Annotated in this window: 28 protein-coding genes and 1 tRNA gene; 14 read left to right on the forward strand and 15 right to left on the reverse strand. The window is 60.0% G+C overall.

Annotated elements, in window-relative coordinates; translation table 11 throughout:
- Nucleotide 1 precedes the first annotated feature (1 nt).
- The 8 genes from RBB29_RS11925 to RBB29_RS11960 form a co-directional block, all read right to left on the reverse strand.
- Nucleotides 2-415, reverse strand: coding sequence for a phage major tail protein, TP901-1 family (locus tag RBB29_RS11925; protein ID WP_306115133.1), 414 nt, complete (start codon nt 413-415; stop codon nt 2-4).
- Between the two features lie 27 nt (nt 416-442).
- The gene (locus RBB29_RS11930) at nt 443-856 is read right to left on the reverse strand and encodes a DUF3168 domain-containing protein (protein ID WP_306115134.1); all 414 of its coding nucleotides are present in this window, start codon (nt 854-856) and stop codon (nt 443-445) included.
- A complete protein-coding gene (locus RBB29_RS11935; protein WP_306115135.1) occupies nt 853-1191 on the reverse strand; it encodes a head-tail adaptor protein in 339 nt (112 codons plus the stop codon). Before RBB29_RS11935 ends, RBB29_RS11930 begins: the two co-directional genes overlap by 4 nt.
- On the reverse strand, nt 1188-1790 hold the full coding sequence (locus RBB29_RS11940; protein WP_306115136.1) for a head-tail connector protein: 603 nt from the start codon (nt 1788-1790) through the stop codon (nt 1188-1190). The genes RBB29_RS11935 and RBB29_RS11940 overlap by 4 nt, the downstream gene beginning before the upstream one ends.
- 156 nt (nt 1791-1946) lie before the next feature.
- On the reverse strand, nt 1947-3128 hold the full coding sequence (locus tag RBB29_RS11945) for a phage major capsid protein (protein ID WP_306115137.1): 1182 nt from the start codon (nt 3126-3128) through the stop codon (nt 1947-1949).
- A 39-nt stretch (nt 3129-3167) separates the two neighbouring features.
- Nucleotides 3168-3728, reverse strand: a complete 561-nt coding sequence (locus tag RBB29_RS11950) for an HK97 family phage prohead protease (RefSeq protein ID WP_306115138.1) — start codon at nt 3726-3728, stop codon at nt 3168-3170.
- Nucleotides 3729-3760: 32 nt separating this feature from the next.
- Complete coding sequence (locus RBB29_RS11955) at nt 3761-3994, reverse strand: hypothetical protein (RefSeq protein WP_306115139.1); 234 nt, start codon at nt 3992-3994, stop codon at nt 3761-3763.
- Complete coding sequence (locus RBB29_RS11960) at nt 3987-5177, reverse strand: phage portal protein (RefSeq protein ID WP_306115140.1); 1191 nt, start codon at nt 5175-5177, stop codon at nt 3987-3989. Before RBB29_RS11960 ends, RBB29_RS11955 begins: the two co-directional genes overlap by 8 nt.
- A gap of 242 nt (nt 5178-5419) precedes the next feature.
- Here RBB29_RS11960 and RBB29_RS11965 point away from each other — a divergent pair, with 242 nt between their 5' ends.
- Nucleotides 5420-6184 (forward strand): ABC transporter substrate-binding protein, encoded by a 765-nt coding sequence (locus RBB29_RS11965; protein WP_306121155.1) that lies wholly within the window; start codon nt 5420-5422, stop codon nt 6182-6184.
- A gap of 120 nt (nt 6185-6304) precedes the next feature.
- Here the strand turns inward: RBB29_RS11965 and RBB29_RS11970 are convergent, their stop codons facing one another.
- The 3 genes from RBB29_RS11970 to RBB29_RS11980 form a co-directional block, all read right to left on the reverse strand.
- Nucleotides 6305-7564 (reverse strand): DNA-packaging protein, encoded by a 1260-nt coding sequence (locus RBB29_RS11970; protein ID WP_306115256.1) that lies wholly within the window; start codon nt 7562-7564, stop codon nt 6305-6307.
- A 692-nt stretch (nt 7565-8256) separates the two neighbouring features.
- On the reverse strand, nt 8257-8832 hold the full coding sequence (locus tag RBB29_RS11975) for a YceI family protein (RefSeq protein ID WP_306115142.1): 576 nt from the start codon (nt 8830-8832) through the stop codon (nt 8257-8259).
- A 118-nt stretch (nt 8833-8950) separates the two neighbouring features.
- Nucleotides 8951-9454 (reverse strand): hypothetical protein, encoded by a 504-nt coding sequence (locus tag RBB29_RS11980; RefSeq protein WP_306115143.1) that lies wholly within the window; start codon nt 9452-9454, stop codon nt 8951-8953.
- A gap of 248 nt (nt 9455-9702) precedes the next feature.
- On the opposite strand from RBB29_RS11980, the gene rpsF reads away from it, so the two are divergent.
- From rpsF to RBB29_RS12010, 6 genes are all read left to right on the forward strand, one after another.
- Entirely contained in the window at nt 9703-10056 is a 354-nt protein-coding gene (rpsF, locus tag RBB29_RS11985; protein WP_306115144.1) for a 30S ribosomal protein S6, read from the forward strand.
- Between the two features lie 28 nt (nt 10057-10084).
- Entirely contained in the window at nt 10085-10312 is a 228-nt protein-coding gene (gene rpsR, locus RBB29_RS11990) for a 30S ribosomal protein S18 (protein WP_005982441.1), read from the forward strand.
- A gap of 12 nt (nt 10313-10324) precedes the next feature.
- Entirely contained in the window at nt 10325-10957 is a 633-nt protein-coding gene (rplI, locus tag RBB29_RS11995; protein ID WP_306115145.1) for a 50S ribosomal protein L9, read from the forward strand.
- 230 nt (nt 10958-11187) lie between these two features.
- Nucleotides 11188-11568 (forward strand): helix-turn-helix domain-containing protein, encoded by a 381-nt coding sequence (locus RBB29_RS12000; protein ID WP_306115146.1) that lies wholly within the window; start codon nt 11188-11190, stop codon nt 11566-11568.
- A 34-nt stretch (nt 11569-11602) separates the two neighbouring features.
- Nucleotides 11603-12304 carry a LuxR family transcriptional regulator gene (locus RBB29_RS12005; RefSeq protein WP_306115257.1) on the forward strand — a complete coding sequence of 234 codons (702 nt, stop codon included), beginning with the start codon at nt 11603-11605 and terminating at the stop codon, nt 12302-12304.
- 208 nt (nt 12305-12512) lie between these two features.
- Complete coding sequence (locus RBB29_RS12010) at nt 12513-13232, forward strand: acyl-homoserine-lactone synthase (protein ID WP_371931490.1); 720 nt, start codon at nt 12513-12515, stop codon at nt 13230-13232.
- A gap of 119 nt (nt 13233-13351) precedes the next feature.
- On the opposite strand, the gene tig is transcribed toward RBB29_RS12010, so the two are convergent.
- The 3 genes from tig to RBB29_RS12025 form a co-directional block, all read right to left on the reverse strand.
- The gene (gene tig, locus RBB29_RS12015) at nt 13352-14683 is read right to left on the reverse strand and encodes a trigger factor (protein WP_306115258.1); all 1332 of its coding nucleotides are present in this window, start codon (nt 14681-14683) and stop codon (nt 13352-13354) included.
- A gap of 176 nt (nt 14684-14859) precedes the next feature.
- Entirely contained in the window at nt 14860-15096 is a 237-nt protein-coding gene (locus RBB29_RS12020) for a hypothetical protein (RefSeq protein ID WP_306115148.1), read from the reverse strand.
- A 574-nt stretch (nt 15097-15670) separates the two neighbouring features.
- Nucleotides 15671-15755, reverse strand: a tRNA-Leu gene (locus RBB29_RS12025).
- Nucleotides 15756-15943: 188 nt separating this feature from the next.
- Here RBB29_RS12025 and RBB29_RS12030 point away from each other — a divergent pair.
- Nucleotides 15944-16405, forward strand: coding sequence for a Hint domain-containing protein (locus tag RBB29_RS12030; RefSeq protein ID WP_306115150.1), 462 nt, complete (start codon nt 15944-15946; stop codon nt 16403-16405).
- 40 nt (nt 16406-16445) lie between these two features.
- Here RBB29_RS12030 and RBB29_RS12035 read toward each other — a convergent pair whose 3' ends face one another.
- Nucleotides 16446-18125 (reverse strand): NAD(P)H-hydrate dehydratase, encoded by a 1680-nt coding sequence (locus RBB29_RS12035; RefSeq protein ID WP_306115151.1) that lies wholly within the window; start codon nt 18123-18125, stop codon nt 16446-16448.
- A 170-nt stretch (nt 18126-18295) separates the two neighbouring features.
- Here RBB29_RS12035 and RBB29_RS12040 point away from each other — a divergent pair, with 170 nt between their 5' ends.
- The 6 genes from RBB29_RS12040 to RBB29_RS12065 all read left to right on the forward strand — a co-directional run bounded on the left by RBB29_RS12040 (nt 18296) and on the right by RBB29_RS12065 (nt 24205).
- On the forward strand, nt 18296-18634 hold the full coding sequence (locus RBB29_RS12040; protein WP_306115152.1) for a P-II family nitrogen regulator: 339 nt from the start codon (nt 18296-18298) through the stop codon (nt 18632-18634).
- Between the two features lie 35 nt (nt 18635-18669).
- Nucleotides 18670-20076 carry a type I glutamate--ammonia ligase gene (gene glnA, locus RBB29_RS12045; RefSeq protein ID WP_306115153.1) on the forward strand — a complete coding sequence of 469 codons (1407 nt, stop codon included), beginning with the start codon at nt 18670-18672 and terminating at the stop codon, nt 20074-20076.
- Between the two features lie 188 nt (nt 20077-20264).
- Nucleotides 20265-21218, forward strand: a complete 954-nt coding sequence (gene radC / locus RBB29_RS12050) for a DNA repair protein RadC (RefSeq protein WP_306115154.1) — start codon at nt 20265-20267, stop codon at nt 21216-21218.
- A 213-nt stretch (nt 21219-21431) separates the two neighbouring features.
- Nucleotides 21432-22304 (forward strand): hypothetical protein, encoded by an 873-nt coding sequence (locus RBB29_RS12055; protein ID WP_306115155.1) that lies wholly within the window; start codon nt 21432-21434, stop codon nt 22302-22304.
- Between the two features lie 134 nt (nt 22305-22438).
- Entirely contained in the window at nt 22439-23227 is a 789-nt protein-coding gene (locus RBB29_RS12060) for a lytic transglycosylase domain-containing protein (RefSeq protein ID WP_306115259.1), read from the forward strand.
- Between the two features lie 3 nt (nt 23228-23230).
- Nucleotides 23231-24205, forward strand: coding sequence for a metallophosphoesterase (locus tag RBB29_RS12065; protein ID WP_306115156.1), 975 nt, complete (start codon nt 23231-23233; stop codon nt 24203-24205).
- The last annotated feature ends 67 nt before the right edge of the window (nt 24206-24272 follow it).

The raw sequence follows: 24272 nt of genomic DNA on the forward strand, positions 1-24272 counted from the left end.
CTTATGCCGCCGTGAAAGTCAGCAGCCCCGCCGAGGCCAGCGACAGCTCATAGGTCGCCTCGCCATCATGGCTCCCCGCATATTCGATGGCGGTCACCTGGAACGGTCCCTCAATGATGCCGAAATCGGGGATCACGACCTGAAACGCCGGGGTTTCACCGGCAAAAAAGATCTGCCGTGCGCGCTCGTCGCTGGCCTCGTCGCGGAAAATCCCCGAGCCGCTGATCGAGGCGGATTTGACACCTGCACCACCCAGCAACTCGCGCCAGCCACCAGCACTCTCAAGGCTGGTCACATCGACACTTTCCGCATTTAAGCTGATCCGCGTGGCGCGCAGCCCCGCCACCGTCTGAAAATCACCGCTGCCGGTCAGGTCGATCTTGACCAGCAGGTCCTTGCCATTTTGAACTGCCATGTTGTCGTCTCCGAAAGTTATGAAGTTTTAGGGGGTGTCATCCACGCGGGCGCGGAACGTCAGGTCGATCCGGCGCAGATTGCCGGTGCCTTCCCGGCGCGCCCGCGCCCGGTTGAAATACAGGCCCGCGAGGCGGCCCCGTGACAATGCCAGGTCGGCCCCCACAAGCGCGTCATTGATCGCCGCGGCCACCTGTTTCGCGGTGTAAAAGCCTTCGCTTTCCGTGATGATCGACACGGTGAAACGGTGCCATGCGCCCCCGCCCGATTTGTCGGACCGGTCGCGTGCATCTTCGGGGCCAAGCGTCACGTAGGTCGCAGGCAAGGTTCCGGAGGGCAGCACATCATAGATTGCCCCGCTCACCAGTGCCGAGAGTGTCGTGTCGCCCGATAGTTTCTGAAAAACGGCATGCTGAAGCGCCGCAGCGGCTGCATAGCTCATGCAACGACCTCCTCATCCGCAAGACAGACAAGATGCCTGCCGCTTTGATCATATTCGGCCACCGATCGGATCCGGAAAACCCGGGCGCCATCGCGAAACCGCTGTTCCGGCGAAGGCCGGGACGGAGATCCGAAAGGCGCGGCACGTACGAGGATACGGAAGCCGGTCCGCGAAAGGCTGGTCTCTTCGCCGCTGGTTGCCCGACCGCTGCGCGCCCGCAGATCGACCCAAAGCACGCCGAGTTCGGTCCAGCTTTCGGTGTATCCACCCGCGCCATCGGGCACCCGGACGGGCCTTTCCAATGTCATGCGGCGGTTGAGGTTGATCGGTTTCATCGGGTGGCGCCTCCCCCGAAGAGACGCACGATGCGGTATCGCTCGATCAGGCTGGTGACACCAAAAGGCATGCACCCGCCGCCTAATGCGGTCTCGTTCCGGTTCTCGTAGTAATGCGTGGCCAGCAGCAAGACCGCCTGCCCCAGATCTGCGGGCAGACCGGCCCAATCGGCAGCCATCCCGGCGACAAACCCGATTTCGGCTGTTCCACCAAGCGGGATCGCCGGCAAAACGGCCCCGGACGGGCGGATCACCGGTCTTTGGGTGTCGGGCTCCAGGCGATAGTGTCCCGGATCAACGACCTCTTCCTCGTCCGCGCGGTTGCGCAAAGTCAGGCTGGTGATCGCCCTGATCGGCGCGACCGGCAGCGTCTGCCCATCGACATCGCGCCACAGGGTCAAAGTCCAGGAAAAGGACCGCTCGATCAGGATCTTGCCTGTTCGCGCTTCGATGGCGGACACCGCCGCCCGCAAAAAGCTCTCCAGGAGGGCATCTTGAATATCATCGTCCGTAAACCCGGTTCCCAGCCGCAGGTGCGTCTTGAATTCTGCCAGTGGCAAAGCGGCCGGGGGTACCGCAGTTTCTTCGATTAACATCATGGAATACCTCCAAGAATATCCACACCCTCCTGATTTTCAGGCGCGCGCTGTCCCGCGTTGCTCGAACGGAGGGGAGAAGCTGGACAACGCTAGAAAAAACACGACAACGCGCGCCCCGGGGCGGGAGCACATGGCCCCCGACCCTTTCGCCCCCACTTACGAGGTGGCGAATTTCAGCAGTTTGATCGCGGCAAAGTCGCTCACGTCCCCGCCCACGCGCTTGGTGGCATAGAACAACACGTGCGGCTTGGCGCTGAACGGATCGCGCAGCACGCGCAGGTCCGGACGCTCGGCCACGGTATAGCCCGCCGCAAAGTCGCCGAATGCAATGGCATAAGCGTCGCTCGCCACATCTGGCATGTCCTCGGCGATCAGCACCGGGTAGCCCATCAGGCGCGCTGGCTCTCCGGCAGCCAGACCGTCGGACCACAGGAAGCGGCCATCGGCATCCTTGAGCTTGCGGATGACACCGGCGGTTTTGGAGTTCATCACGAAGGTCGCATTGGCCCGGTATTCCGCCCCCAGCGCATAGACCAGGTCGACGATCGGGTCGGGTCCGGGAATGTCGCCATCGGCACCGGTGGCCACATACCCCAGGCTGTCCCAGGCCCAGCTGTCATTGTCGACTGCCGGGTGCGTCAGGAACCCGGTCGGTTTGTCTGTGCCGTCGCCATTGACAAAGGCGGCCGCTTCGGCGCGAGCGAATTTGTCGGCGATGCGACCAGCCAGCCAGCCTTCGATGTCAAAGGCGCTGTCGTCCAGCAGGCGTTGCGACGCCTTGGGCAGCGCGCTCAACTCGTGCAGCGGGATGGTGATACGGTCGATCACCGGTGTGCCGGTCTCAGTTGTCGGACCTGCTTCGGTGGCCCAACCGTGACCCACATCGCTATGATCGATCAGCACGTCATAGCTGGTGGCCTCAACCCCCACGACATTGGCAATCGCCCGGATCGACGCGGTCGAACTCAGTGTCGATTTGATCGCCTCCGCGGTCTGCGGATCAACCAGGTATCCGCCATCACCGGCAATCGCCGTGTTCAACGCCTTGCCTTCCAGCTCCAGCCCGCGCAGGCCGTCATCGTCACCGCTGCGCAGATAGGCATTGAACGCCTTCTGATGCGGGGCCTCGGCCTCGGACGTGGCCGACAGGTGCGGGCGCTGCGGCGCCAGGGATTTGCGTTCATACATGGTCAGTTTCTCTTCTTGCTGTTGAAGTCGTTGGGTGATGTCGGCCCGAAAGCCCTTGAAGTCATTCATGAAACCCGCAACTGCGGTCTTCATCTCGGCCACCGGAGACACATCTTCCCCGGTCCGAGAATTCTCCTCGGTTTTGCTCATCGCTTGATCCTGTTTGTCTGAGGTTATGGTCCCGGCGCGTTAGGTCATGCGCGCCATCTCCTGACGCGCGTCCTCAAAGGCCGCCGCCAATTCGCGCAACGTGTCGTCCGTCGGGCTGGTGCCCTTGGCTCCCACGCGCGCACTGGGCAACATCGGAAACGTCACCAACGACACCTCCCACAGCTCCAGTTCCGTCAAGAGCCGCTGGCCCTTGTCGTTCTTCGTGGCCTTCACGGTCCGGTACCCGATGGAAAGCCCGTCAATCGCCCCCGCTTCGATCAGCGCCGCCGCCTCGCGGGCACGCGCCACGCTTTCAAGAAGCCGGCCCTTGACGTAAAGGCCGCGCGCATCCTCCCGCACTTCGTCCCAGATCCCGATGGGTTGCGCCGGGTCGTGCTGCCACAGCATCTTGACTTGCCGCCTCTCCGCCGCGAGCCGCTTCAGGGACGCCGCATAGGCGCCCTTCGTCACGATATCGCCGCCCTGGTCCGGATCACCGAAATAGCTGGCATAGCCTTCGATCACGCTGTCGCCGGTCACGCTCAATGCGTCATCATCGAAACGGGCGAATTTGCATTCCAGTCCGCTTTCCACTTGCATTACAACATCCTTCTCTTTCTCACCCATGCCCGTCAGGGCAACACTGCCAGCAAAGGCTGGAAGGCCTGCGCCAGGATCGCGGCCACCACGCCGTAAACCGCCAGCCACAACCGTTTTTCCAACCGCTCCACCATCTCTTCGAGCCGGACGATCCGTTCGCGCTGAACATTGAACTGCAATTCCGTCAGCCGTTCCGTCGCCTCCAACCGCAGCGCCGGCGCGCAGTCGAACGCTTCAAACCCGTACCTGTCGGGCGCATCAGCCATCCTCCGCGTCCTCCGGCGTCAAAGCCGGCAAGCCCAGAAGGCTGCGCTTTTCTTCCGTGGTCAGGAAATCCGCCTGGGCCACGCGGCTCCACTGGGCATCGCGCTCCGCCGAGAGCGCCGGCACCTGATCCAGATCGGGTTTCAGCTCCAACGTCTCGGCGGTGAAACCTGACAGCCAATCTGCCACGCTTGCCGCCACCCGCGATGCCAACGGCAGGACCGTCAGGCGGTAGAATGCCCGGTTGGCCTCCTGGTAATTCGAATAGGTCGCATCGCCCGGAATCCCCAAGAGCATGGGCGGCACACCGAAGGCCAGCGCGATCTCGCGCGCGGCACTTTCCTTGGTCTGCTGGAATTCCATGTCCGAGGGGGAAAAGCCCATCGGTTTCCAGTCGAGCCCGCCTTCAAGCAACATCGGACGGCCAGCATTGCGCGCACCCTGATGATGGCTCTCCATCTCACTAACCAACCGGTCATACTGATCCGTGCTCAGGCTGCCCTGCCCTTCGGCCCCGCGATAAACGATCGCGCCCGAGGGCCGCGCCGCATTGTCCAGAAGCGCCTTGGACCAGCGGGAAGCGGAATTATGGACATCCACCGCCTGCGCCGCCGCTTGCAAAGGCGACAAACCGTAATGGTCATCCTGCGGGTGGAAACTCTTCATGTGGCAGATCGCCGGATGGCCCTCGGCCACGTCAAACCGGTGCTTGCGCCCACCCACCGCGTACTCGAACGCAACGGGCCAGCCATCGGCACCCGGCACCACGCTCATCCGATCCGAGCGCAAAATATGAAGCTCCAACGGCACGCCCGCGTCGCCACCAACCGCTTCGACATAGGCATTTCCGGTCAGCAAAAGCTGACCAAAAAGCGCCTCAAAAAGCTCCGCACGCCCCTGCACGGGGTTCGGGCTCTTGATGAGGCCAAGGACAGGATGTTCCGCATATCGCTGCGTGGCATCCTGCAGCACCAGCGGCAGGCTGGCAGCGGCCTCGGCGATCATCTTGACGCAGCGAAAGCCGACAGGATTGCCACTGAACCCCGTCCGGGTCAGGGTCACCGTGTCCCGCGGGCTCCAGGCTACGCGCCCCGCCCCGTGCCACGCCATCACCGACCCGGTGGCGCTGGCCTTCTGCTCGGGCACCTCTGCCGCTCCTTTTTGACGAAAGAAGTCCATTATCATCCTGTGATGCTCCTTGAGTATTATCTCGTGCTGTCTGATGCCGCAGATCAGGGGCTGCCCGTCTGATGCGCATCAGACCCACAAAGGTTTAAGGAAAGTGAACCAGACCGCGCGCCGGCACCGGAGGCCCGAAAATCGTGGCCAAATGACGCCTACGCCAAAGGCTCGGAACGCTTTGGCAATTGCTTATCCAGCGAATAGCTGGTTGAATTACATGCATTGATTGATTGGAATTTCGAGACATGCCGCAGCCCAAGGCCCCAAGCGGACGCCATACAATGCTTCGGCTTGCTGCGCTGTTCTGCGTCGCCCTGATTTCTCAACCAGCTTTCGGCGATCCGAACAAACAAGACCGCGTCGTCGCCGCCAACTTCCCGCCGATCATGATCGAAGGAAACCAGGCACGACCCGGCTATGCCATCGAAATTCTGCAGGTTGCCGCGGAACGCGCCAGCCGCGAGATTGATGTTGCGTTCTATCCCCTGCGGCGCGGCCTGGCCATCATGCAAAGCGAAGGCAGCATCATCTTTCCCAGTCTTTTGCGCACACCTGAACGGGAAAATCAGTTCCTGTGGCTCGCGCGCATTGGCACCCAATTCTTCGAATTTGTCTCTCGCGACACGCCCATCGAAACACTGGATCAGGCACGCAAATTACATTCGATTGCCGTTCCACAATCGGGTGTCGCCGACATCTTTCTGACCAGTCGTGGGTTCGACAATCTCTTCCGCGTCAGCAGTTCGGAAACCGCGTTTTTGATGTTGACGCACGGGCGCGTGGATGCCTGGCTCACCAGCGAACCCATTGCCCGGAAATACGTAGCGCAAAACCAAACCGGTGTGACCCTTGCGGTCGGACAACCAGTGCATGAATTAACTGCGTTCATCGCCTCAAGTCCGGACCTGTCGCCAGACATCGCGGAGGCCTATCGTGCCGCTGTCGAGACGATGCGCACCGATGGCACAATTGCTCGTATCGCCGAAAAATACGGCGTCGAGCTCGATTGACTGCCACAGCGTGGCAACGCCATTTTCAAATCCTATGTGCCGGGCAGCGAGCCAGCCGGAATATCTCAACACGAAAAAGGGCTCCGAAGAGCCCTTTCGCCTGTTCCGTGAGCCGGTGCGCTAAACCGCGCGCACCTGTGGGCGCCGCCATTTGGCCGCCGGTTCGATCATCAGCTCGGTGAGCGCCCAGACAAGCGCATCAACCCGGTCGGGACTGCCCTTGCCTTCATACCCCTGGGCCGTCATTGCGCACATCTGGTCTTCCAGATCGGCCAACCCCTTGAGGTGCTGTATCCGGCCCTGCTCGTACAATGCGGCCACCGGCTCGGCCCGAGCCACCTTGCCGCGGCTGGCATGGACCGTCTTGATCGGAACCATCGGATCCACCTGCCGGATCACCGATGACACCAGGTCTCCCCCCTGATTGACCTCGGCCACCAACCTGTCGGCGCCATATTCGACCATCGCGTTGATTGCCGCATTGGCCCAACTATTGGGGCTCGCCGCCCCGATGCTGCAATCGGCCAGCACATAGGCCCGCCAATCCTGCACCGGGCCCTGGGTCTTGGCGCCCACCACGACAATCCCGCATTCATCCGATGTGCTCTTGCCACTGACCGGCGGATCGACGGCCACAACGATCCGGTCCATGTCGGGGGTTTCGGTGATCTGGATCTTCTCGATCAGGTTCGAGGTCCAGAGTGCGCCCTCCGCCTCATCCACCAACACACCGTCCAACTCCTGACGGCCGAGGCGCGTACCGGCATACCGCGCCCGCACTTCATCGAGGAAACTATCGGCCAGAAACGCGCGGTTGGCCTCGGTCGGTGCGCTGGTCACAACGGTCGTATCTGTCGCCAGAAGCTCCTTGAGGACACCCACATTGCGCGGCGTCGTGGTCACGCAAACACGTGGATCGTCCCCGAGCCGCAGGGCAAACTGCAACATGTCCCAGGTCTCGCGCGCCTTTTTCCACTTGGCCATCTCATCGACCCAGGCACTGTCGAATTGCGGGCCACGCAGGCCCTCGGGGTCATGGGCAGAAAACGCCTGCGCCGTCGCACCGTTGGGCCACAAGAGCCGCTTGCGCGTCGCCTGCCAGACCGGGCGACGATCGGGCGGCGAACAGGCCAGGATGCCACTTTCGCCAAAGATCATGACCTCGCGCACCTGGTCGATCGTCTCACCCACCAGCGCCATGCGCCGGCACGGACCCGGATCGAGCGGCCGCGCCCCTTCCATCTGTGTGCGGACCCATTCGGCACCGGCGCGCGTCTTGCCCGCACCGCGCCCGCCCATGATGACCCAACTCCGCCAGTCTCCTTCGGGCGGCAGTTGGTGGTCCATCGCCCAGAACTCAAACAAAAACGGAAGCGCCAGAAGTTCTCCGTCATCCAGACTGTCGAGAAACTCTTCCTGGGCATCTGGCCCTTCTGAGACGATCCAGGCGGCACCCGATAGAAGCTCGGGCCGTATCGAAATCGAGGGCGTAGTCGTGGACGATGCCCTTGTCGCGCTTGTTTCGTTCATTGAGGTTAGCCTCCGCTTCAATTGCTATTTTCAACCATTGCCGGATGTCCGAAATCGCCCGGGTCGAGTTCTTCAACTCGTCCAGGTCACCAGCACGTATCTTTTCCTGGAGAAGCTCCAGATCGGCTCTCATGTCGTTGAGCTGCCGCTCAAGCGACGTGATCGAGGTACTGAGCCCTGTTGGCGCCTCATCGAGAGTTATCAACGTCATACGTTCTCATTGCCTTATGGGTTGCGATGCTTTGCCCCTCCGCATCTCAGTGGGAAATCCGAACCGAAACACGGGCGTTGCCCTGTAGGTTCCCCACTGCCAGCCAGACGCCGCCTGTGTGACGTCGCGGTCAACCTGCCGCCAATTCGCTATGGAATGGTATGTGCCGAGGCCCCGGAATTAACCAACAGTAAAGAATTGGGTCCGGGTCAGGGCGTGTCCGGGTGCGCAAAGGCTCCGGGTCAGCCGCCCCTACTACGCAGCGCCGAAACGAAAAAGGGCCACCTGCATCCCCGCAGGCGGCCCATTACCGATGAGTGGTGCGTTGTCGTTACTGCGCCAGTCCGGCCTCGATCGAAATCATGACTTCGACCTCGTCGCTTACATGGGGGGCAAATTTGCCGACGCCGAAATCGGACCGTTTGAGCGTTGTCGTGGCGTCAAAACCCGCCCAGGGCTGCCCCTCTTTCATCGGGTGGCCCATGGTCTGGTTCAGCTTGGCGTCCAGAACCACTGACTTTGTCATCCCGTTCATGGTCAGATCGCCAGTGATCTTTGCGGTGTTGTCGCCGGTGACTTCGATCCCGGTCGACGTGAATGTCACCAGGTCTCCCTCGGCGGCGCCAAAGAAATCATCGGAAAAGAAATGCGCCTCGCGCTTCTCCCACCCGGTGAACATCGACATCACCGGCATCGACACATTCACGCTGGAATTGGCCGGATCGTCCTGATCGAACATGATTTCACCTTCGAAGCCGGAAAACATGCCGTAAGTCGTGGAATATCCCAGGTGGTTATAGGAAAACACAACCTGGCTATGGCTGGGGTCCAATGTATACTTTTCAGGTGCCGCAAAGGCGCTCGTCGCACCCAGGGCCAGGGCAGCTGCAAAAAGGATGGGTTTCATCTGTCTCTCCATTGAGGGTCGTCGAAATTTCAATGGTAAGAGAATTGGCGTGGATGGGGCGCAAGGCAACTGCTTGTTATTCAACACTTCGTGTGGATAAGCGAACAGTCGCCGATGACTATGCCACCTGGCCCAGGGCCTCGCGAATGGCCTGTTCCGCCGCCGCGTTGCGCACCGGCACAGAAACGATCTGATCGCCATTGGTATCTCGCGCCGTCAAATGGCAATCCTTCAGCGTGATATCCGCCAACTCGTCCAGGTTGTAGTCCCCTGCCACATGCGCCATGCCTTTCTTGTCAAACTCGACAATCCGCAGGTGCCGTGCCTTGGGATCAAGGTGAATTTCCGGTTGCGCGTAACGGCTGTCGAGCGCGCTGATAAAGAGCATGCCCAGACCCAGCATCGAGACGGAAAAGACCAGCTTGACCAACTGCATCGCCGTGTCGCCGTCATCGACCGGCACGATCCAGACACCCAGTGCCGCGATCATCGACGCCACGCCCAGCCCCGAAAGAAGCGCGCGCTTCAACGGCGGGGCGCTGCTGGTTTCTTCGATAAGAACGGGTTTGCCGGCGCGCTTGATCGGCGTCTTCGGCATATGCGTGTCGGGTAATGCTACCATGATCCGGGTCCTCACCATTCTGGTCTCGGTCATTTTCGGCACCAAAAGGGACAAGAATGCGGCATGATATGGACAATTCTCTGCATCTCACCGCCGCGGCTCTTCGGCCTTGCGCATAAGGGTAAAGCGTCGTATACGCGCCCATCCTTTCGCATAGGAATACTGAACCGCGCAGTCTCTCGTGGACGGGCAGCGATTGGATTTAAATGCCCGCCTTTGAAATGCGCCTTGATAGAAGTGGAGTGAACATGCCGCTTTATGAGCATGTAATGATCGCGCGTCAGGACCTTTCCAACGCGCAGGCCGAAGGGCTGATCGAACATTTTGGCACCGTGCTGTCCGACAATGGCGGCAAACTCGTTGAGAACGAGTATTGGGGTGTCAAGACAATGGCATACAAGATCAACAAGAACCGCAAGGGCCATTATGCCTTCCTGAAGACCGACGCTCCGGCGGACGCGATCCAGGAAATGGAACGCCTGATGCGCCTGCATGATGACGTGATGCGCGTCCTGACCATCAAGGTCGACGCGCACGAGGAAGGCCCCTCGGTCCAGATGCAGAAACGCGAAGAACGTGGCGACCGCCGCGAACGCCGCTGATCAACGCTTGAAGAAAGGACGATAACCCATGGCTGCAAAACCATTTTTCCGCCGCCGCAAGGTCTGCCCCTTCTCGGGCGACAATGCACCCAAGATCGACTACAAGGACACGCGCCTGCTGCAACGCTACATCTCTGAGCGTGGCAAGATCGTGCCCTCACGTATCACCGCCGTATCGGCCAAGAAGCAACGTGAACTGGCCCGCGCCATCAAACGTGCCCGCTTCCTGGCGCTGCTGCCCTACGCCGTGAAGTAAGGAGAGAGCGACATGCAAGTTATCCTGCTGGAACGCGTGGCCAAACTCGGCCAGATGGGCGATGTCGTTGACGTCAAACCGGGCTATGCGCGCAACTACCTTCTGCTTCAAGGCAAGGCGCTGACCGCGTCGAAGGAAAACATCGCCGCCTTCGAGGGGCAGAAAGCCCAACTCGAAGCGCGCAACCTCGAAAGCAAGAAAGAAGCCGAGGAACTGGCTGGCCGTCTCGATGGCCAACAGTTCATCGTGATTCGTCAGGCGTCCGATGGTGGCAGCCTCTATGGCTCGGTCAGCACGCGCGACGCGGCAACCGTTGCCACCGACGAAGGCTTCTCGCTGGATCGTAAACAGATCGTGATCCGTCAGCCAATCAAGGAACTGGGCCTGCACGAGCTTGAGGTGACCCTTCACCCCGAGGTCGACGCGACCATCACCCTGAACGTCGCCCGTTCGCCGGAAGAAGCCGAACTTCAAGCCTCCGGCAAGACCATTCAGGAAGCCGCCGCCGAGGAAGAAGAAGCCGCAGATTTCGAAATCGCTGAGCTTTTTGACGATATTGGCGCTGCTGCATCTGATGATGAAGAGCTGGCCGAGACCGTCGAGGATGTTCTTCCCGAGGCGGAAGAAACAGAAGAAGATAGCTGATCACCACTGGCTGATCGCTTGGCAAACGACCGCGCGGGATAACCTCCCGCGCGGTTTTTTTCTGCCCACGCCCGATACGACGGCCCTGCCCTTTCAACCGCTGCAAAATTTTCAACTGCGGGTCGACAACTTTGACGCGACCATGTTAACTTTCTACCATAACGGTAATCGGCACAGAAAATCCGCGTGAATGGATCGTGTCGCCGTGAGTAGGAAGGATAACTGGGGATATGAACGGAATTGACACTTCTGTTGGTCAGCGTATCAGACAACGTCGCAAATCGCTTGGCCTGTCGCAGACTGAATTGGCCGAACGTGTCGGCGTCAAATTTCAACAGGTGCAGAAATATGAAACCGGGGTGAACCGCGTTGCGGCATCACGCTTGTGGAAAATTGCTGAAACCCTGAAGGTGCCGATCACCTATTTTTTCGAAGACCTGGAGCTGCCAGGTTTCGAAGAAGACAAGGTGCAGGCCAACCATGACGATCCATCATTACCCGAAACCTCGGAAATGATAAAGATTTTCAACCGGTTACCACCCGCGCAAAAAATGGCGATGAGTTCATTCCTGCAATCTCTCGACACGGCCGGTGGCCCCGAGGGCAACTGAGGGGAGCACGGCCCAAGTGGTAAACACGGACCTGATGGATCATTTCGACCTCAGTTTTGTCCCGGAGCGCGAGGACCCTTTCAAAGACCTCTTGCTAAAAATGCGCGAAAAATTCGGGTTGGACCACGTGGCCTATGCCGGTTTCAACCCGATGAGCGGTACGTTGCACGGCCATGTCACCTATGATGAGGACTGGACGCAGCACTACGCGCAGCAGGGCCTCTATCGGATCGACCCGACATTGAACGAAGCCCGTCGCAGTGTGGCGCCGGTCGATTGGTCCCGACTTGAGCATAACGAGAACTTCCGGGCCGTGTTTCGCGACGCCCACGATTTCGGCATCACCGATACGGGCCTGACCATCCCGGTGCGTGGCCCATTCGGCGACATTGGTGGGCTCAGCGTTACCAGCGATCTGAAACCAGTCGAATGGCGCAAGCTCAGGCAGCACGTGATTTCCGATCTGCAACAGGTCGCCGCCAACGTGCACGACTTGGTCATGCAGTCGCATCCGTTGATGCGTGCCCTGTCGGCACCGCAACTGTCGACCCGAGAGGTTGAAATCCTGCAATGGACGGCGGCAGGAAAGTCGCAGCAGGACATTGGCGATATCCTGTCGATTTCGCATCGCACGGTCGAGGTTCACCTGCGGTCGTCCCGGCAAAAGCTGCAGGCCCTGACAACGACACAAGCCGTGGGTCGGGCCATCGCCCTTGGCATCGTCTATCCGGGCTAAGCTCATCATTACCTGACGTCACCTGACACCGGGCTACGGGATTTCCCCAATAGATTAGCTGTTCATACATTTTTAACCTCGTAAGTGACTAAACCACCACTCACGAGGTAACACGATGATCCTGGTTATAGATGCACTCAATCGGCACAAATTTCCCAATATTATGAAGGAGATGTTCGAACTTCGCGCACGCGTCTTTGGGGATCGTATGGGATGGGACGTCACGATCAAGGATGGGATGGAGCGTGACAGTTTCGATGACATGGACCCCTCGTACGCGGTGGGTTTGGACCATGAAGGGCGGGTCGTGTCCTGTGTCCGGGCACTACAGACGACCGGCCCACATATGTTGTCCGACGTGTTTTCGGCCATCCTCGGCGGGGAGCCGCCGCTGCGCAGCCCGACCTTGTGGGAATCCACCCGGTTTTGCGTCGACACCAAGCGGCTTGGGCGCGGCAAGGGGCAGAACTCCGTGTCCTACGCCACCTGCGAGTTGATGATTGCCTCGCTGGAGGCCGCACGGAACGCCGGGGTCACCGACATCGTGACAGTGATCGACCCGCTGATGGACCGCATCCTGAAACGGTCGGGCAACACACCCTACGGATATGTCGGCAAACAGACGGATATGGGCAAGGTCCCCGCACTTGCGGCCCTGCTCGACTGCACCGAAGAGCGGATCAGCCGGATCCGGGCCTTCGCGAATATCAAGCATGACGTCTTCGTCGCCGAGGATGAGATCCTTGCCGCCGCCAACTACCAATCCGAAGTGCAGCCCGCCGACAGTTCAACCCAGTTGATCGACCTCAACGGCTACTGCCAGGAGCAGATCAACGCCGCCCAAACCGAATCGGAACGCGGCGCGGCGCTTGCCCTGCAACGGGTCCTCTTTGACAAGTTTCATTCGACGCGCGCCTGCAACGCCTAAACCCCCAGGGGCGGACGCAGGCGGGGTGATTGCAGTATTCAACACAGATCCCGCGCTAGAATGAACGAAGGGCCGCTCTCCCGCGCGGCCCTTCACTTGTTTCCGTCGCTGGTGCCGGTTCAGGCGTCTTCCAGCGCCTCGATCTCTTTTTCCAGCTTGGCCTTGGTGATTTCCTTCTCGGTCACCTTCGCCAGCTCGACCACGTAATCCACGACCTTTTCCTCGAAGATCGGCGCGCGGAGCTGTTGGCGCATCTGCGGGTTGTTTTGCACAAACTCGAAGAACTCGCGCTCCTGGCCCGGGTACTGCCGCGCCTGCGTCATGACCGCCTGCGTCATCTCGGCATCGGTGACCTCAACTTCGGCCTTCTGACCCAGTTCGGCCAGAAGCAGGCCTAGGCGCACGCGGCGCTCGGCCAGGGTCTTGTGCTCGTCGGTGGGTTCGATCTCGGGGTGATCGTGACCTTGAACGTCGGGGTTCTCATCATGCCAAAGCTGATGCGCGATCTGCTTGGATTCGATGTCGACCATGCTCGGCGGCAGCTCGAAGCTCACCTTCTTGTCGAGCTCGTCCAGCAGCTTGCGCTTGAGGATCGCGCGGGACGCCCCGGCATATTCCTCTTCCAGGCGCTCGCGGATCTGGGTCTTGAGACCGTCGAGGTCCTCAGCACCGAACTTCTGCGCCAGCTCGTCGTTAATCTCCGCCGGGGCCGGTGCCTTGACCGCCTTGATGGTGCAATCGAACACGGCTTCCTTACCGGCCAGATGCTCGGCCTGGTAATCCTCGGGGAAACTGACCGTCACGGATTTCTCCTCCTCGGCCTTCACACCCACCAATTGCTCTTCGAAACCGGGGATGAAGCTGTTCGACCCCAGGACGAGGGGATAATCCTCGGCACTGCCGCCGTCGAACAGTTCTCCATCGACCTTACCGGCGAAATCCATCACGATCTGATCGCCATCCTTGGCTTTGGAGCCCTTCTTGCGATCCTTGAAGTCCTGCGCGCTTTCGGCCAGGTTACCAAGGGCCTCTTCCACGGCCTTGTCATCGGCCTTGGCCACGAGACGCTCCAGCTTGATCGACTTGAGGTCCACTTCCGGGATTTCCGGCAGCGCCTCGTAGGTCATCTCGATCTCGACGTCGTCGCCCTCTTTCCATTCCTGGTTCGTCATCTTGACGTCCGGCTCGGCAGCGGGGCGTTCACCCTTCTCCTCGAAATGCTTGGACATGGCGCCATCAACAGTTTCCTGCATAGCTTCGCCCATGACACGCTGGCCAAAATTCTTCTTCAGAAGCGCCAGCGGCACCTTGCCCTTGCGGAAGCCCTTCAGCTCCACATCGGGCTGCGCTTCCTTCAGCTTCTCCATTACCTTGTCGTCCAGCTCCTTGGCCGACAGGACCATCTTGTAGCCTCGCTTGAGACCTTCGTTCAGGGTTTCGGTGACCTGCATGTTCGTCCTTCTCATTGCATTTGGGGCCGCGGAGGCGTCCGCAGCGGTCAAAATCAGTCGCCCTTCTATTTGCCGCCCCGCCCACACGCAAGGGCAAAGCGGCATTATTCAGGTCGCATTTTCGTTAATGTCTGCCAGCGTCCAAGGTGCTGCGCTGTGCCGCAGCCCGTCGCGCCTCAGGACAGGAAGGACAGCAGCAGAGTTGCACCACTGACATACGCCGTGGCGCCGGTCACCAGCATCAGGCGCCGATGTGCCCTCCGCGCGGCCACACCGGTCGGCAAGGCGGACAGAAGATCTTGGATCGGGAAGTCGTCTTCCCTCTTGGTCGTCGCAAACAACATTTTAGCCCCCAGAAAACCGCCTGTCAGGTACGACAAATCCCCTAAAGAAATGGTAATGACGGTCACCATTCTTTGCATTCCGGGATCTGGTTTTCGGGCAGATGTCGCAAACCCGACAGGCAGATACTCGTTACAACACGTCCCCTTTTCGCCGCGCAATTGTGGCAAGAAAAAGGCACGACTGAGGCGCAATTGAGGCGCCGGGCACGGACAACTCCCCTCCTACGCCGCAACGGCAAAATCGCTGTTTCAGATTTCCCTCGAATTTTCCTAAATTCAGGATCGCCGGCGCTCAGGGAGGCGCACCACCCCCGGTATTGTTTCCAATTCACCAACAAACTCACCGCCTCTGGCGGTTTCATATCACCGCCAAACCACATGTTGTGTGTGGCGGCTTTTTTTGGAAACAGAGCGTTTTTTGCGGTTTTCTCAGCATTCATTGGGTCATGTTCACGAGGCCACTCGCCGCAACAGGTGGCCGCCCGAGAGAGATTCGTTGATTTGCCGCACTGCGGCGACACACCGTGACCACAGTTTTCGCCCGCTGTCCGTCGTTCGGGAAACACTCTTGAACACACACCCAAACGGCGGCGAAAGGCGCCTATTTCAGCCCGTCCAAACCTATACTTGTGATAACCGGTAATGGTGCGGGTGGAGGGACTTGAACCCCCACGCCTTGCGGCGCCAGAACCTAAATCTGGTGCGTCTACCAATTTCGCCACACCCGCACTGTGCGCGGTCTCTAACAAAGCTCGCCGTCGGTTGCGAGTAGAAAATTGCTGGCATTCACCAATCCTCCGTTCACACAAACAGCGCGACATTTACGCAATGGCGACCTATAATGGCGAAACTATTGAGGCAGATAACGGCAAGAACCGCCATGAAACCGAAAACGGTCAGGCGGCAGAGTGGTATCATGAAGAGCTTTTCACCCCCGGGCCCATCGGGCTTGCTGGCCAACAGCACCATACTGACCCTTTCGGGCGAGATGCGCGTGGGGGATGTTCGGCCTGGTCATCGCATCGTGACCCGCAACAGCGGCACTGCGGTGGTCCGCGCCGTCCTGCGCCGCCAAATCCGGTTCGAAGCGATCCGGTTTCTGGCGGGCTCACTTGGCGATACCCGTCCCGATCACGACACGATCCTGCCAGCGGGACAAGGCATCCTGATCCGCGATTGGCGGGCGCAGGCGCTCTTTGGCAAACGCGAGGCGGTCATTCCCGCTGACCGGCTGGTGGACGGCGAATTCGTCACACGTCTTGGCCCCACCTGCATGACCCTTTGTGACATCGCATTTGACCGACGCCATGTTCTTTACGTGGACGGGTTCGAGGTGGTGGGCCAGGTGACCGCCACGGTTTCCGAAATCGCCGCCTGACAAATGCACCGTTTGCCCGCCGGCACCGGCCACATACCGTTTACAAACCCAGGTCGCGAAACACTTTGGGCAATTGCTCCGGCAAATCCTCGGCAATCAGGCCCGGCCCGAAGGACCGCGCGCATTCGACATGCAGCCACGCCGCCGTCTCCGCCGCCCTCATCGGGTCAAAGCCTCGAGCCAAAAGCCCGGTGATGAAACCCGCCAACACATCGCCTGATCCTGCGGTCGCCAACCAGGGCGCCGCGCGGTCATACTGCGCCGAATTGATGGAGCACCGCCCATCGGGATCTGCGATAACTGTATCGGCCCCCTTGTAGAGCACCACGCATCCCGCGCGTTTCGCCGCCTCGCGCGTGGCATCAACTTTTGAGTAAGCCGGGCCCTTGTTGGCGGGTGCGTTCAACTTCTCGGCGATATCCGGGAAGAGCCGCGCAAATTCTCCGTCATGGGGGGTCAGCACGCAATGTTCGTGCAGCATCCCAAAGAGCTCTTCCGGCGCCTCCGCAAAAGCCGTTAGCGCATCCGCGTCCAGCACAACCGCCCGCCCCCGACCTGAGCCGGAACCTCCCCCTTGGGCGCGAGGCCCCGGCTCGGGGGCCGGGGCGCGGAGTGCGATCGGCACCAGTCTGCGGGCTCGCTCCACCCCAAGCCCGGGCCCAAGGCAAAGCGCGTTGAGCCGCTCATCCGTCAGCACATCCGCAAAGCTGTCGCCATCCTCAACGCGCGTCAGCATGATTGCCGTAATGTGAGAAGCCACCTCCATCTGCGCCGCAGGTGGCACGCCCAAGGTCACCAGCCCCGCCCCGATCCGCAGCGCCCCACGCGCCGCCAACCGCGCCGCGCCGGTCTTACCGGGACCGCCCGAGAGGATCAGCGCGTGGCCATGCGTGTATTTGTGGGTTCTAAGTGGTTTTTGCAGGCCATCTTCAAAGAACCCATTTTTGTCCAAAGACAAGTCTTCCTTAGAAATGGAGCGCACCGCTTCACTCCAAGTTCCATTTGGCCACTCGATATCCAGATCAACGCAATGTAATGACTTAACATCATACATGTTGTCACCTAGGTACTGGCCTTGCTTTGGCCGCTCGAACGCAACTACTAACTTAGAAAAAAACCAGTTTCCACCAACCACCTTTCCGGAATCCGAACAAAGACCGCTGGGTATATCGACAGCGACACCATGGTCATAGCAGATGTCGGCCCATTCTCGCGAAATCTCTAGGAGATCGTCTTCGAATCGTCTTGAAAGTCCGGTTCCAAACAAAGCATCAACGTATATTGTTTCTTGAGCCCAGCTTGCCCGGCTGATTTCTCCATCCTCGCATTTTTCGCCGTAATTTCGGAATGACTTTTCGATGGCAGATCTAAGTGCACCTACAATCAATCGACTGACCTCGCTCAGTTCCAGCCACCGCTCACAATTCACCTTCGCATCCGGTGGCAGTTTTTCGGGGTCACCATAGAGGTAAACTTCCACCTCCCACCCCCATTCCTTCAAGAGCCGCGCCACCACGAACCCGTCGCCGCCATTATTGCCCGGCCCGCACAGAACCACCGCACGATGCGACGTCTTCGCCAACTCCGGCCATTCCTCGAAAATCGCCTCGACCACGCCCCGCCCGGCGCGTTCCATCAACTCCAGGCCCGTCACTTCACCCGACTCAATCGCGGCCTGTTCGATGGCGCGCATCTGCGCGGCGGTCAGCAATTCGGTCATGTCTTAACTTTCAGCGATTCAATTTCGGTCACTTTTTGCGCAATCTGCCTATTTTTTGTGCAACGGCTATCTTCCGCACCCGCACCCACGCGCGCGACCACCCTATCCGATTGAGGCCGGTAAACAGAAGTGGTCTCAGAGGCTGAAATTTCGGATCAGGAGGCCATCCAATGAAAAAGATCGAAGCGATCATCAAGCCGTTCAAGCTTGATGAGGTCAAAGAAGCCCTGCAGGACGCGGGCATCCAGGGCCTCAGCGTGATTGAGGTCAAGGGGTTTGGCCGCCAGAAAGGCCATACCGAGCTCTACCGCGGCGCTGAATATGTCGTGGATTTCCTGCCCAAGGTCAAAATCGACGTGGTGCTGGACGACGACCAGGTCGACGCCGCGATCGAAGCCATCACCGAGGCCGCCAAGACCGACAAGATCGGCGACGGCAAGATTTTCGTCAGCCCCGTTGAACAAGCCATCCGCATCCGTACCGGCGAGACCGGCTCGGACGCCCTGTAACCCCTTATTTCAGTTAAAAAAGAAGGAAGAAGAGAATGAGCAAGGATAGCGTTCTCAAGCAGATCAAGGACGACGACATCGAGTATGTCGACATCCGCTTCACCGACCCGCGCGGCAAGCTGCAGCATGTGACCATCGTGGCCGATCTGGTCGATGAGGATTTCCTCGAAGAGGGGTTCATGTTCGACGGCTCTTCGATTGCCGGCTGGAAGTCTATCGAAGCCTCCGACATGAAGTTGATGGCAGATACCGATAGCGCCTATGTCGATCCCTTCTATGCCGAGAAAACGCTCTGCCTGCATTGCTCGGTGGTCGAACCCGACACCGGCGAGCCCTACAACCGCGACCCGCGCGGCACGGCACAGAAGGCCGAAGCCTACCTCAAATCCTCGGGCATCGGTGACGTGGCCTACATGGGCCCCGAGGCAGAATTCTTCCTGTTTGACGACGTGCGTTTTTCCAATTCGATCAACAAGGTATCCTACGAAGTTGATGCGGTTGACGCCTCGTGGAACACCGACACCGAATACGAAATGGGCAACACAGGTCATCGTCCCGGCATCAAGGGTGGCTACTTCCCGGTGAACCCGATTGACGACGCGCAGGACATCCGCTCGGAGATGCTGAGCACGATGAAGCGTCTTGGCATGAAGGTCGACAAGCACCACCACGAGGTGGCGTCCTGTCAGCACGAGCTGGGCCTGATCTTTGACAGCCTGACCAAGCAGGCCGATGAGCTGCAGAAGTACAAATACGTGATCCACAACGTGGCGCAGGCCTATGGCAAGTCGGCCACCTTCATGCCCAAGCCGATCTATGGCGACAACGGCACCGGCATGCACGTGAACATGTCGATCTGGAAAGACGGCAAACCCTTGTTTGCAGGCGATAAATATGCCGATCTTTCCCAGGAGGCGCTCTATTTCATCGGCGGCATCCTGAAGCACGCGAAGACGCTGAACGCCTTCACCAACCCCTCGACCAACAGCTACAAGCGGCTGATCCCGGGCTTCGAGGCTCCTGTCCTGCGCGCCTACTCGGCCCGTAACCGTTCGGGCTGCGTGCGTATTCCGTGGACCGAAAGCCCCAAAGCCAAGCGTGTTGAGGCCCGCTTCCCCGATCCGGCGGCCAATCCCTACCTGGCCTTCGCCGCCCTGCTGATGGCGGGTCTGGACGGGATCAAGTCGAAGATCGACCCCGGTGAGGCGATGGACAAGAACCTCTACGACCTGCCCGCGGAAGAGCTGGAAGGCATCCCGACCGTCTGCGGTAGCCTGCGTGAGGCACTTGATGCGCTGGCGGGGGATCACGACTTCCTGCTGGCTGGCGACGTCTTCACCAAGGACCAGATCGACGGCTACATCGCGCTGAAGATGGAAGAGGTCGAGCTGTTCGAGCACACGCCGCACCCGGTCGAGTTCGGCATGTATTATAGCTGCTAAGCGCATCCGCTGAGCAACAAGAACAAGGGGCGTCCTGCGGGGCGCCCTTTTTTTTCGCGTGATGGGGCATGATGTGGCCCTGCCCCAGCGACGTTTAACCAAGGGTTAACCAAGTCTCGCAAATACTAAGCGATAGAAATCGGGGGGACAGGTGCGAAGCGCACACCGCCGGTATTTCTGGAGCTGACATGAACGGAAAATCCAAGACACATTTCGGCGCGTTCTGGGAACCGATGCGGGAGATGGCGGGGTTTCCGAAACGGCGCAAGGCCCCTGCAAAAGATCATGACGGCTTTTCCGAAGAGGCGCTTCGGGGATTGGAAGATCTTGATGCGCGCTGCGTGCCGCCCGGGATCGACGCCCGCCCGGCCTTTGAGAAAACCTATCAGAACAACGCCCGCCTCGCGCCCGATGTGGCGGCGGGGGGTGGCCTCCTGACCAATGCGGACGGCTCCAAGCGGCCGCATTATTGGGGGCATCGCAAACGCCTTCGCGAGAGGTTTCTTTCAGGTGGCCACAAGGCGATGCCGGAATACGAATTGCTGGAACTTCTGCTCTTCAACGCGATCGAGCGGATCGACGTGAAACCTCTTGCCAAACGCCTGCTCGCGGCCTTCGGCGATCTGAACGGGGTTGTTGCGGCATCCGAGCACCGGCTGTTGCAGGTCGAGGGGGCGACCCCCAAGGTCTATCTGCAATTGCGCATCGCCGAAGCCTTCGCCCACCGGATGGGACAGGCCAAGGTGCTGCAGCGCGAGGTCGTGTCATCCTGGGACGATCTCATCACCTATTGCCGCACCTCGATGGCGCATCGTGACACGGAGCAGTTCCGGGTGCTCTATCTCGACCGCAAGAACACCGTTATTGCCGATGAAGAACAGGCCGAAGGCACGGTGGACCATGTGCCGGTCTACCCCCGTGAGCTGGCCAAACGCGCGCTGGAACTCAATGCCTGCGCCATTATCCTGGTGCATAACCACCCCTCGGGCGACCCGACCCCAAGCCCCGAAGATATCCGCATGACGACGCAAATCCTGGCCACCTGCGATGCGATCGGGGTGACCATCCATGACCATGTTGTCATCGGCAAGGAGACGGAGTTTTCCTTCCGCTCCGAGGGATATTTCGAGATGGCGACCTGAGCACGCCGGCAGGCCCTGCAAACAGACTTCATCCTGCGGTTCCAGTCGTTCAACCCTGCCCTGACGCCGCCAACTCCGGGAATTGTTGCGAAAATGGCTCCAAAAGGCTCATTTTTGGCCGATTGCCTCAATGGTTCCGCATTTGAAACAAATTGTTCACATCTTTCATCCGCAGAAAACAGGCTAAGAAAGAGTATCTGAGCGGGTTGGGTGATGACAACGACCACGACAATGGCAAGCGCCGGACTGATTTTTCAGGGGTTGCGGGATCTTGATATCGTCAAGATCGGCAACCGCGTGAGCAATGCGTTCGAGGCGCTTGAAGAAAATGTAACCGGGGTGCGGATCCTGTCGAATGACCGCGCCTGTATCTCGTCGCTCAACCATGACGTCACGGTTGCAGTGTTCGAAGATCACATGGTTGACGGCCTTCCGCGTCCTGCGCCACTGGTCGTTGAACTCACCATCAACAGCCCGCACCAACCGAACGAGGATTGCCCCCACCAAGACACGGTTCTGGCCCACGCGTTGAAATCCCTCCATTGGACGCTGTCGGCCGATCAGGTGAAATGGGTGACCCCCGGCGCCATCCTGAGCAGTGCCGATTTCGTGATGGCCACGACGCAGCCTGAGCCCACCGAGCAAACCGTCGAGCCGACAATGTCGGTATCGCGCACCCCGTCCGGTGTGGTCGAGCGCCGCTATACCTTGCCGAATGTCGATGAAACCAACGACCAGTTGCAGGATACGCTGACGCAAAAGGCCGTCCTGTCGATCGAATCCGGCAAGCATGGGAGCCTTTACGCCGCGTTCCTGTCGGACATTGAAAGCATCAGCCACGCTGATCCGGATGAGGAAATCCGCGAAAAGACCGCCGCGCTGCGCCTGTCCGCCTGGATGGTGTCGTTTACCGTGATGATTTTTGCCCTGCCCGTCGGTGCCGCCCTCCTGGTGTTCAACATTCTCAAGGGCGAGAACCTGCGCCTATCGTCCCAGGCGGCGGCTCTGACCGGGACGTTCATCACGCTTGATGCCCACGGCGCCACGGCGCAAACGATGGCGCTGCTCCACGGTCTGATCGGCTGAGGCCCGCCCGTTCGGGGATTGCGACCCAATCAAGCGCGTTTAGACTTTGAAGCGGCCCGCACGCTCGGCTACACTTTGCCCTGAGTATTTCCCCAACAGGAGCTTTTGACCCCGTGCCCCGTTTTTCAACCCTCATCGCAGGCGGCGCAACCGCTGTCATCCTGGCTTTCTCCTCCCCGGTGGAGGCCGCCCAGTGCGGGAACACGTCGAACGGGTTCGAGGCCTGGAAAGCGGCCTTTGCCAAGGAGGCGAAGCGCGCGGGCGTGCGCAAGAACGGGCTTCAGGCCCTGGCCAGCGCGCGTTATGCCACCCGGACCATTGCCGCCGACCGAAACCAGAAGAGTTTCAAATACACGCTCGAAAAGTTCATGCGGGTGCGTGGCGCCGAGGCCATCGTCTCGCAGGGGCGCAAACGCAAGGCGCGCAACCCGGGTTTCTACGCGGCGCTGGAAAAGCAGTACGGTGTCCCGGCGGGTGTTCTGATCGCCATTCACGGGATGGAAACGGGATTTGGCGGCTTCATGGGCGACAGCGCCATTGTCTCGGCCATCACGACGCTGGCCTATGATTGCCGCCGCTCGGATTTCTTCATTCCGCATGCCATCGGTGCCCTGAAACTGGTCGATCAGGGGGCGATCACCCCCGCGACCAAGGGCGCAAAACATGGCGAGTTGGGTCATACCCAGTTCCTGCCGGGCAATGCGCTCGAATACGGCGTGGATGCCAATGGCGACGGGCGTGTCGATTTCTATAGCCAGGCGGATGCACTCGCCTCGACTGCGAATTTCCTGCGGCAAAAGGGGTGGAAACCCGGCAAGGGCTACCAGGAAGGCCAACCCAATTTCAAAGTCATCCAGCAGTGGAATGCCGCCAGCGTCTATCAGAAGGCCATCGCGATCATGGCCGCGCGGATTGACCAGTAAGTGATGCGCCTGTCTGCCCAAATCCACCACTGGATCACCGCCGCGAGCCTCGCCCTCTGGTCATCGGTCAGCGCAGCCGAACCGTTCAGTTTTGTCATCGTGGGCGATCAACCCTACGGCACCGGGGCGGAGATCCATGACATCTACCTGGGCCTGGTGGATGCGATCAACGACGCCGCGCCCGACCTCGTCATTCACGTCGGGGACACAAAGTCCGGCGGCACTTTCTGCTCTGACGACCTTCTGGCCGAGCGGCTCGATTACCTAAACCGGTTCACCGCACCGACGCTTTATGCGCCGGGCGACAACGAATGGACCGATTGTTACCGGCTGGTGGCCGGCGCGCATGACCCCGAGGAACGGCTGGCCCATATCCGCGCCACCTATTTCGATGAGCCCGCCACGTCCTTCGGCCAGAACCCGATCACGCTCACCCACCAGGGCGCGCAAGGCTATCCCGAAAACGCCCGGGTGAGGCTGGGCGACGTGATGTATGTGACCGCCCATGTGGTTGGCTCAAACAACAATTTCGAAGCGACCCGGCCCGGCGCCGCTGCCGAATTCGCAGCCCGCGATGCGGCCAACAAGCAATGGCTGATCGACAGTTTCGCAGCCGCCGGCGATGCCAAGGCGCTTGTTCTGGCGATCCACGCGGACATGTTCGAGTTCGGTTTTGGCCCGCCCTGGGACCGCGAAGGGTTCCTCCGGCATTCCGGCTTTGCCGGTTTCGGCGAAACGCTGATCTGGCAGGCGACCGAATTTGATCGCCCCGTGCTCCTGACCTATGGCGACAGCCACGTATTCAGGATGTTCCGCCCCTTCCCAAGGAAAGGGCCCAACATCATGGCGCTGGAGACTTTTGGCGCCAAGCACATGCATGCGGTGCGCGTCCTGGTCGATGCCGACGGTCCCTACCCCTTCGCAATCCAGCCTTTCATCAACCCCGAACAACCGCTTCGCCGCACGCCAAGAAAGTAGAAAAGGGAATGATCGCCGCCCCCGGCGGTCCCCTTGACAGCACCGAAATCAATTCCTATTTCCGCGG

The sequence above is a fragment of the Roseovarius sp. MMSF_3359 genome, assembly GCF_030733385.1.
GTDB lineage: Bacteria > Pseudomonadota > Alphaproteobacteria > Rhodobacterales > Rhodobacteraceae > Roseovarius.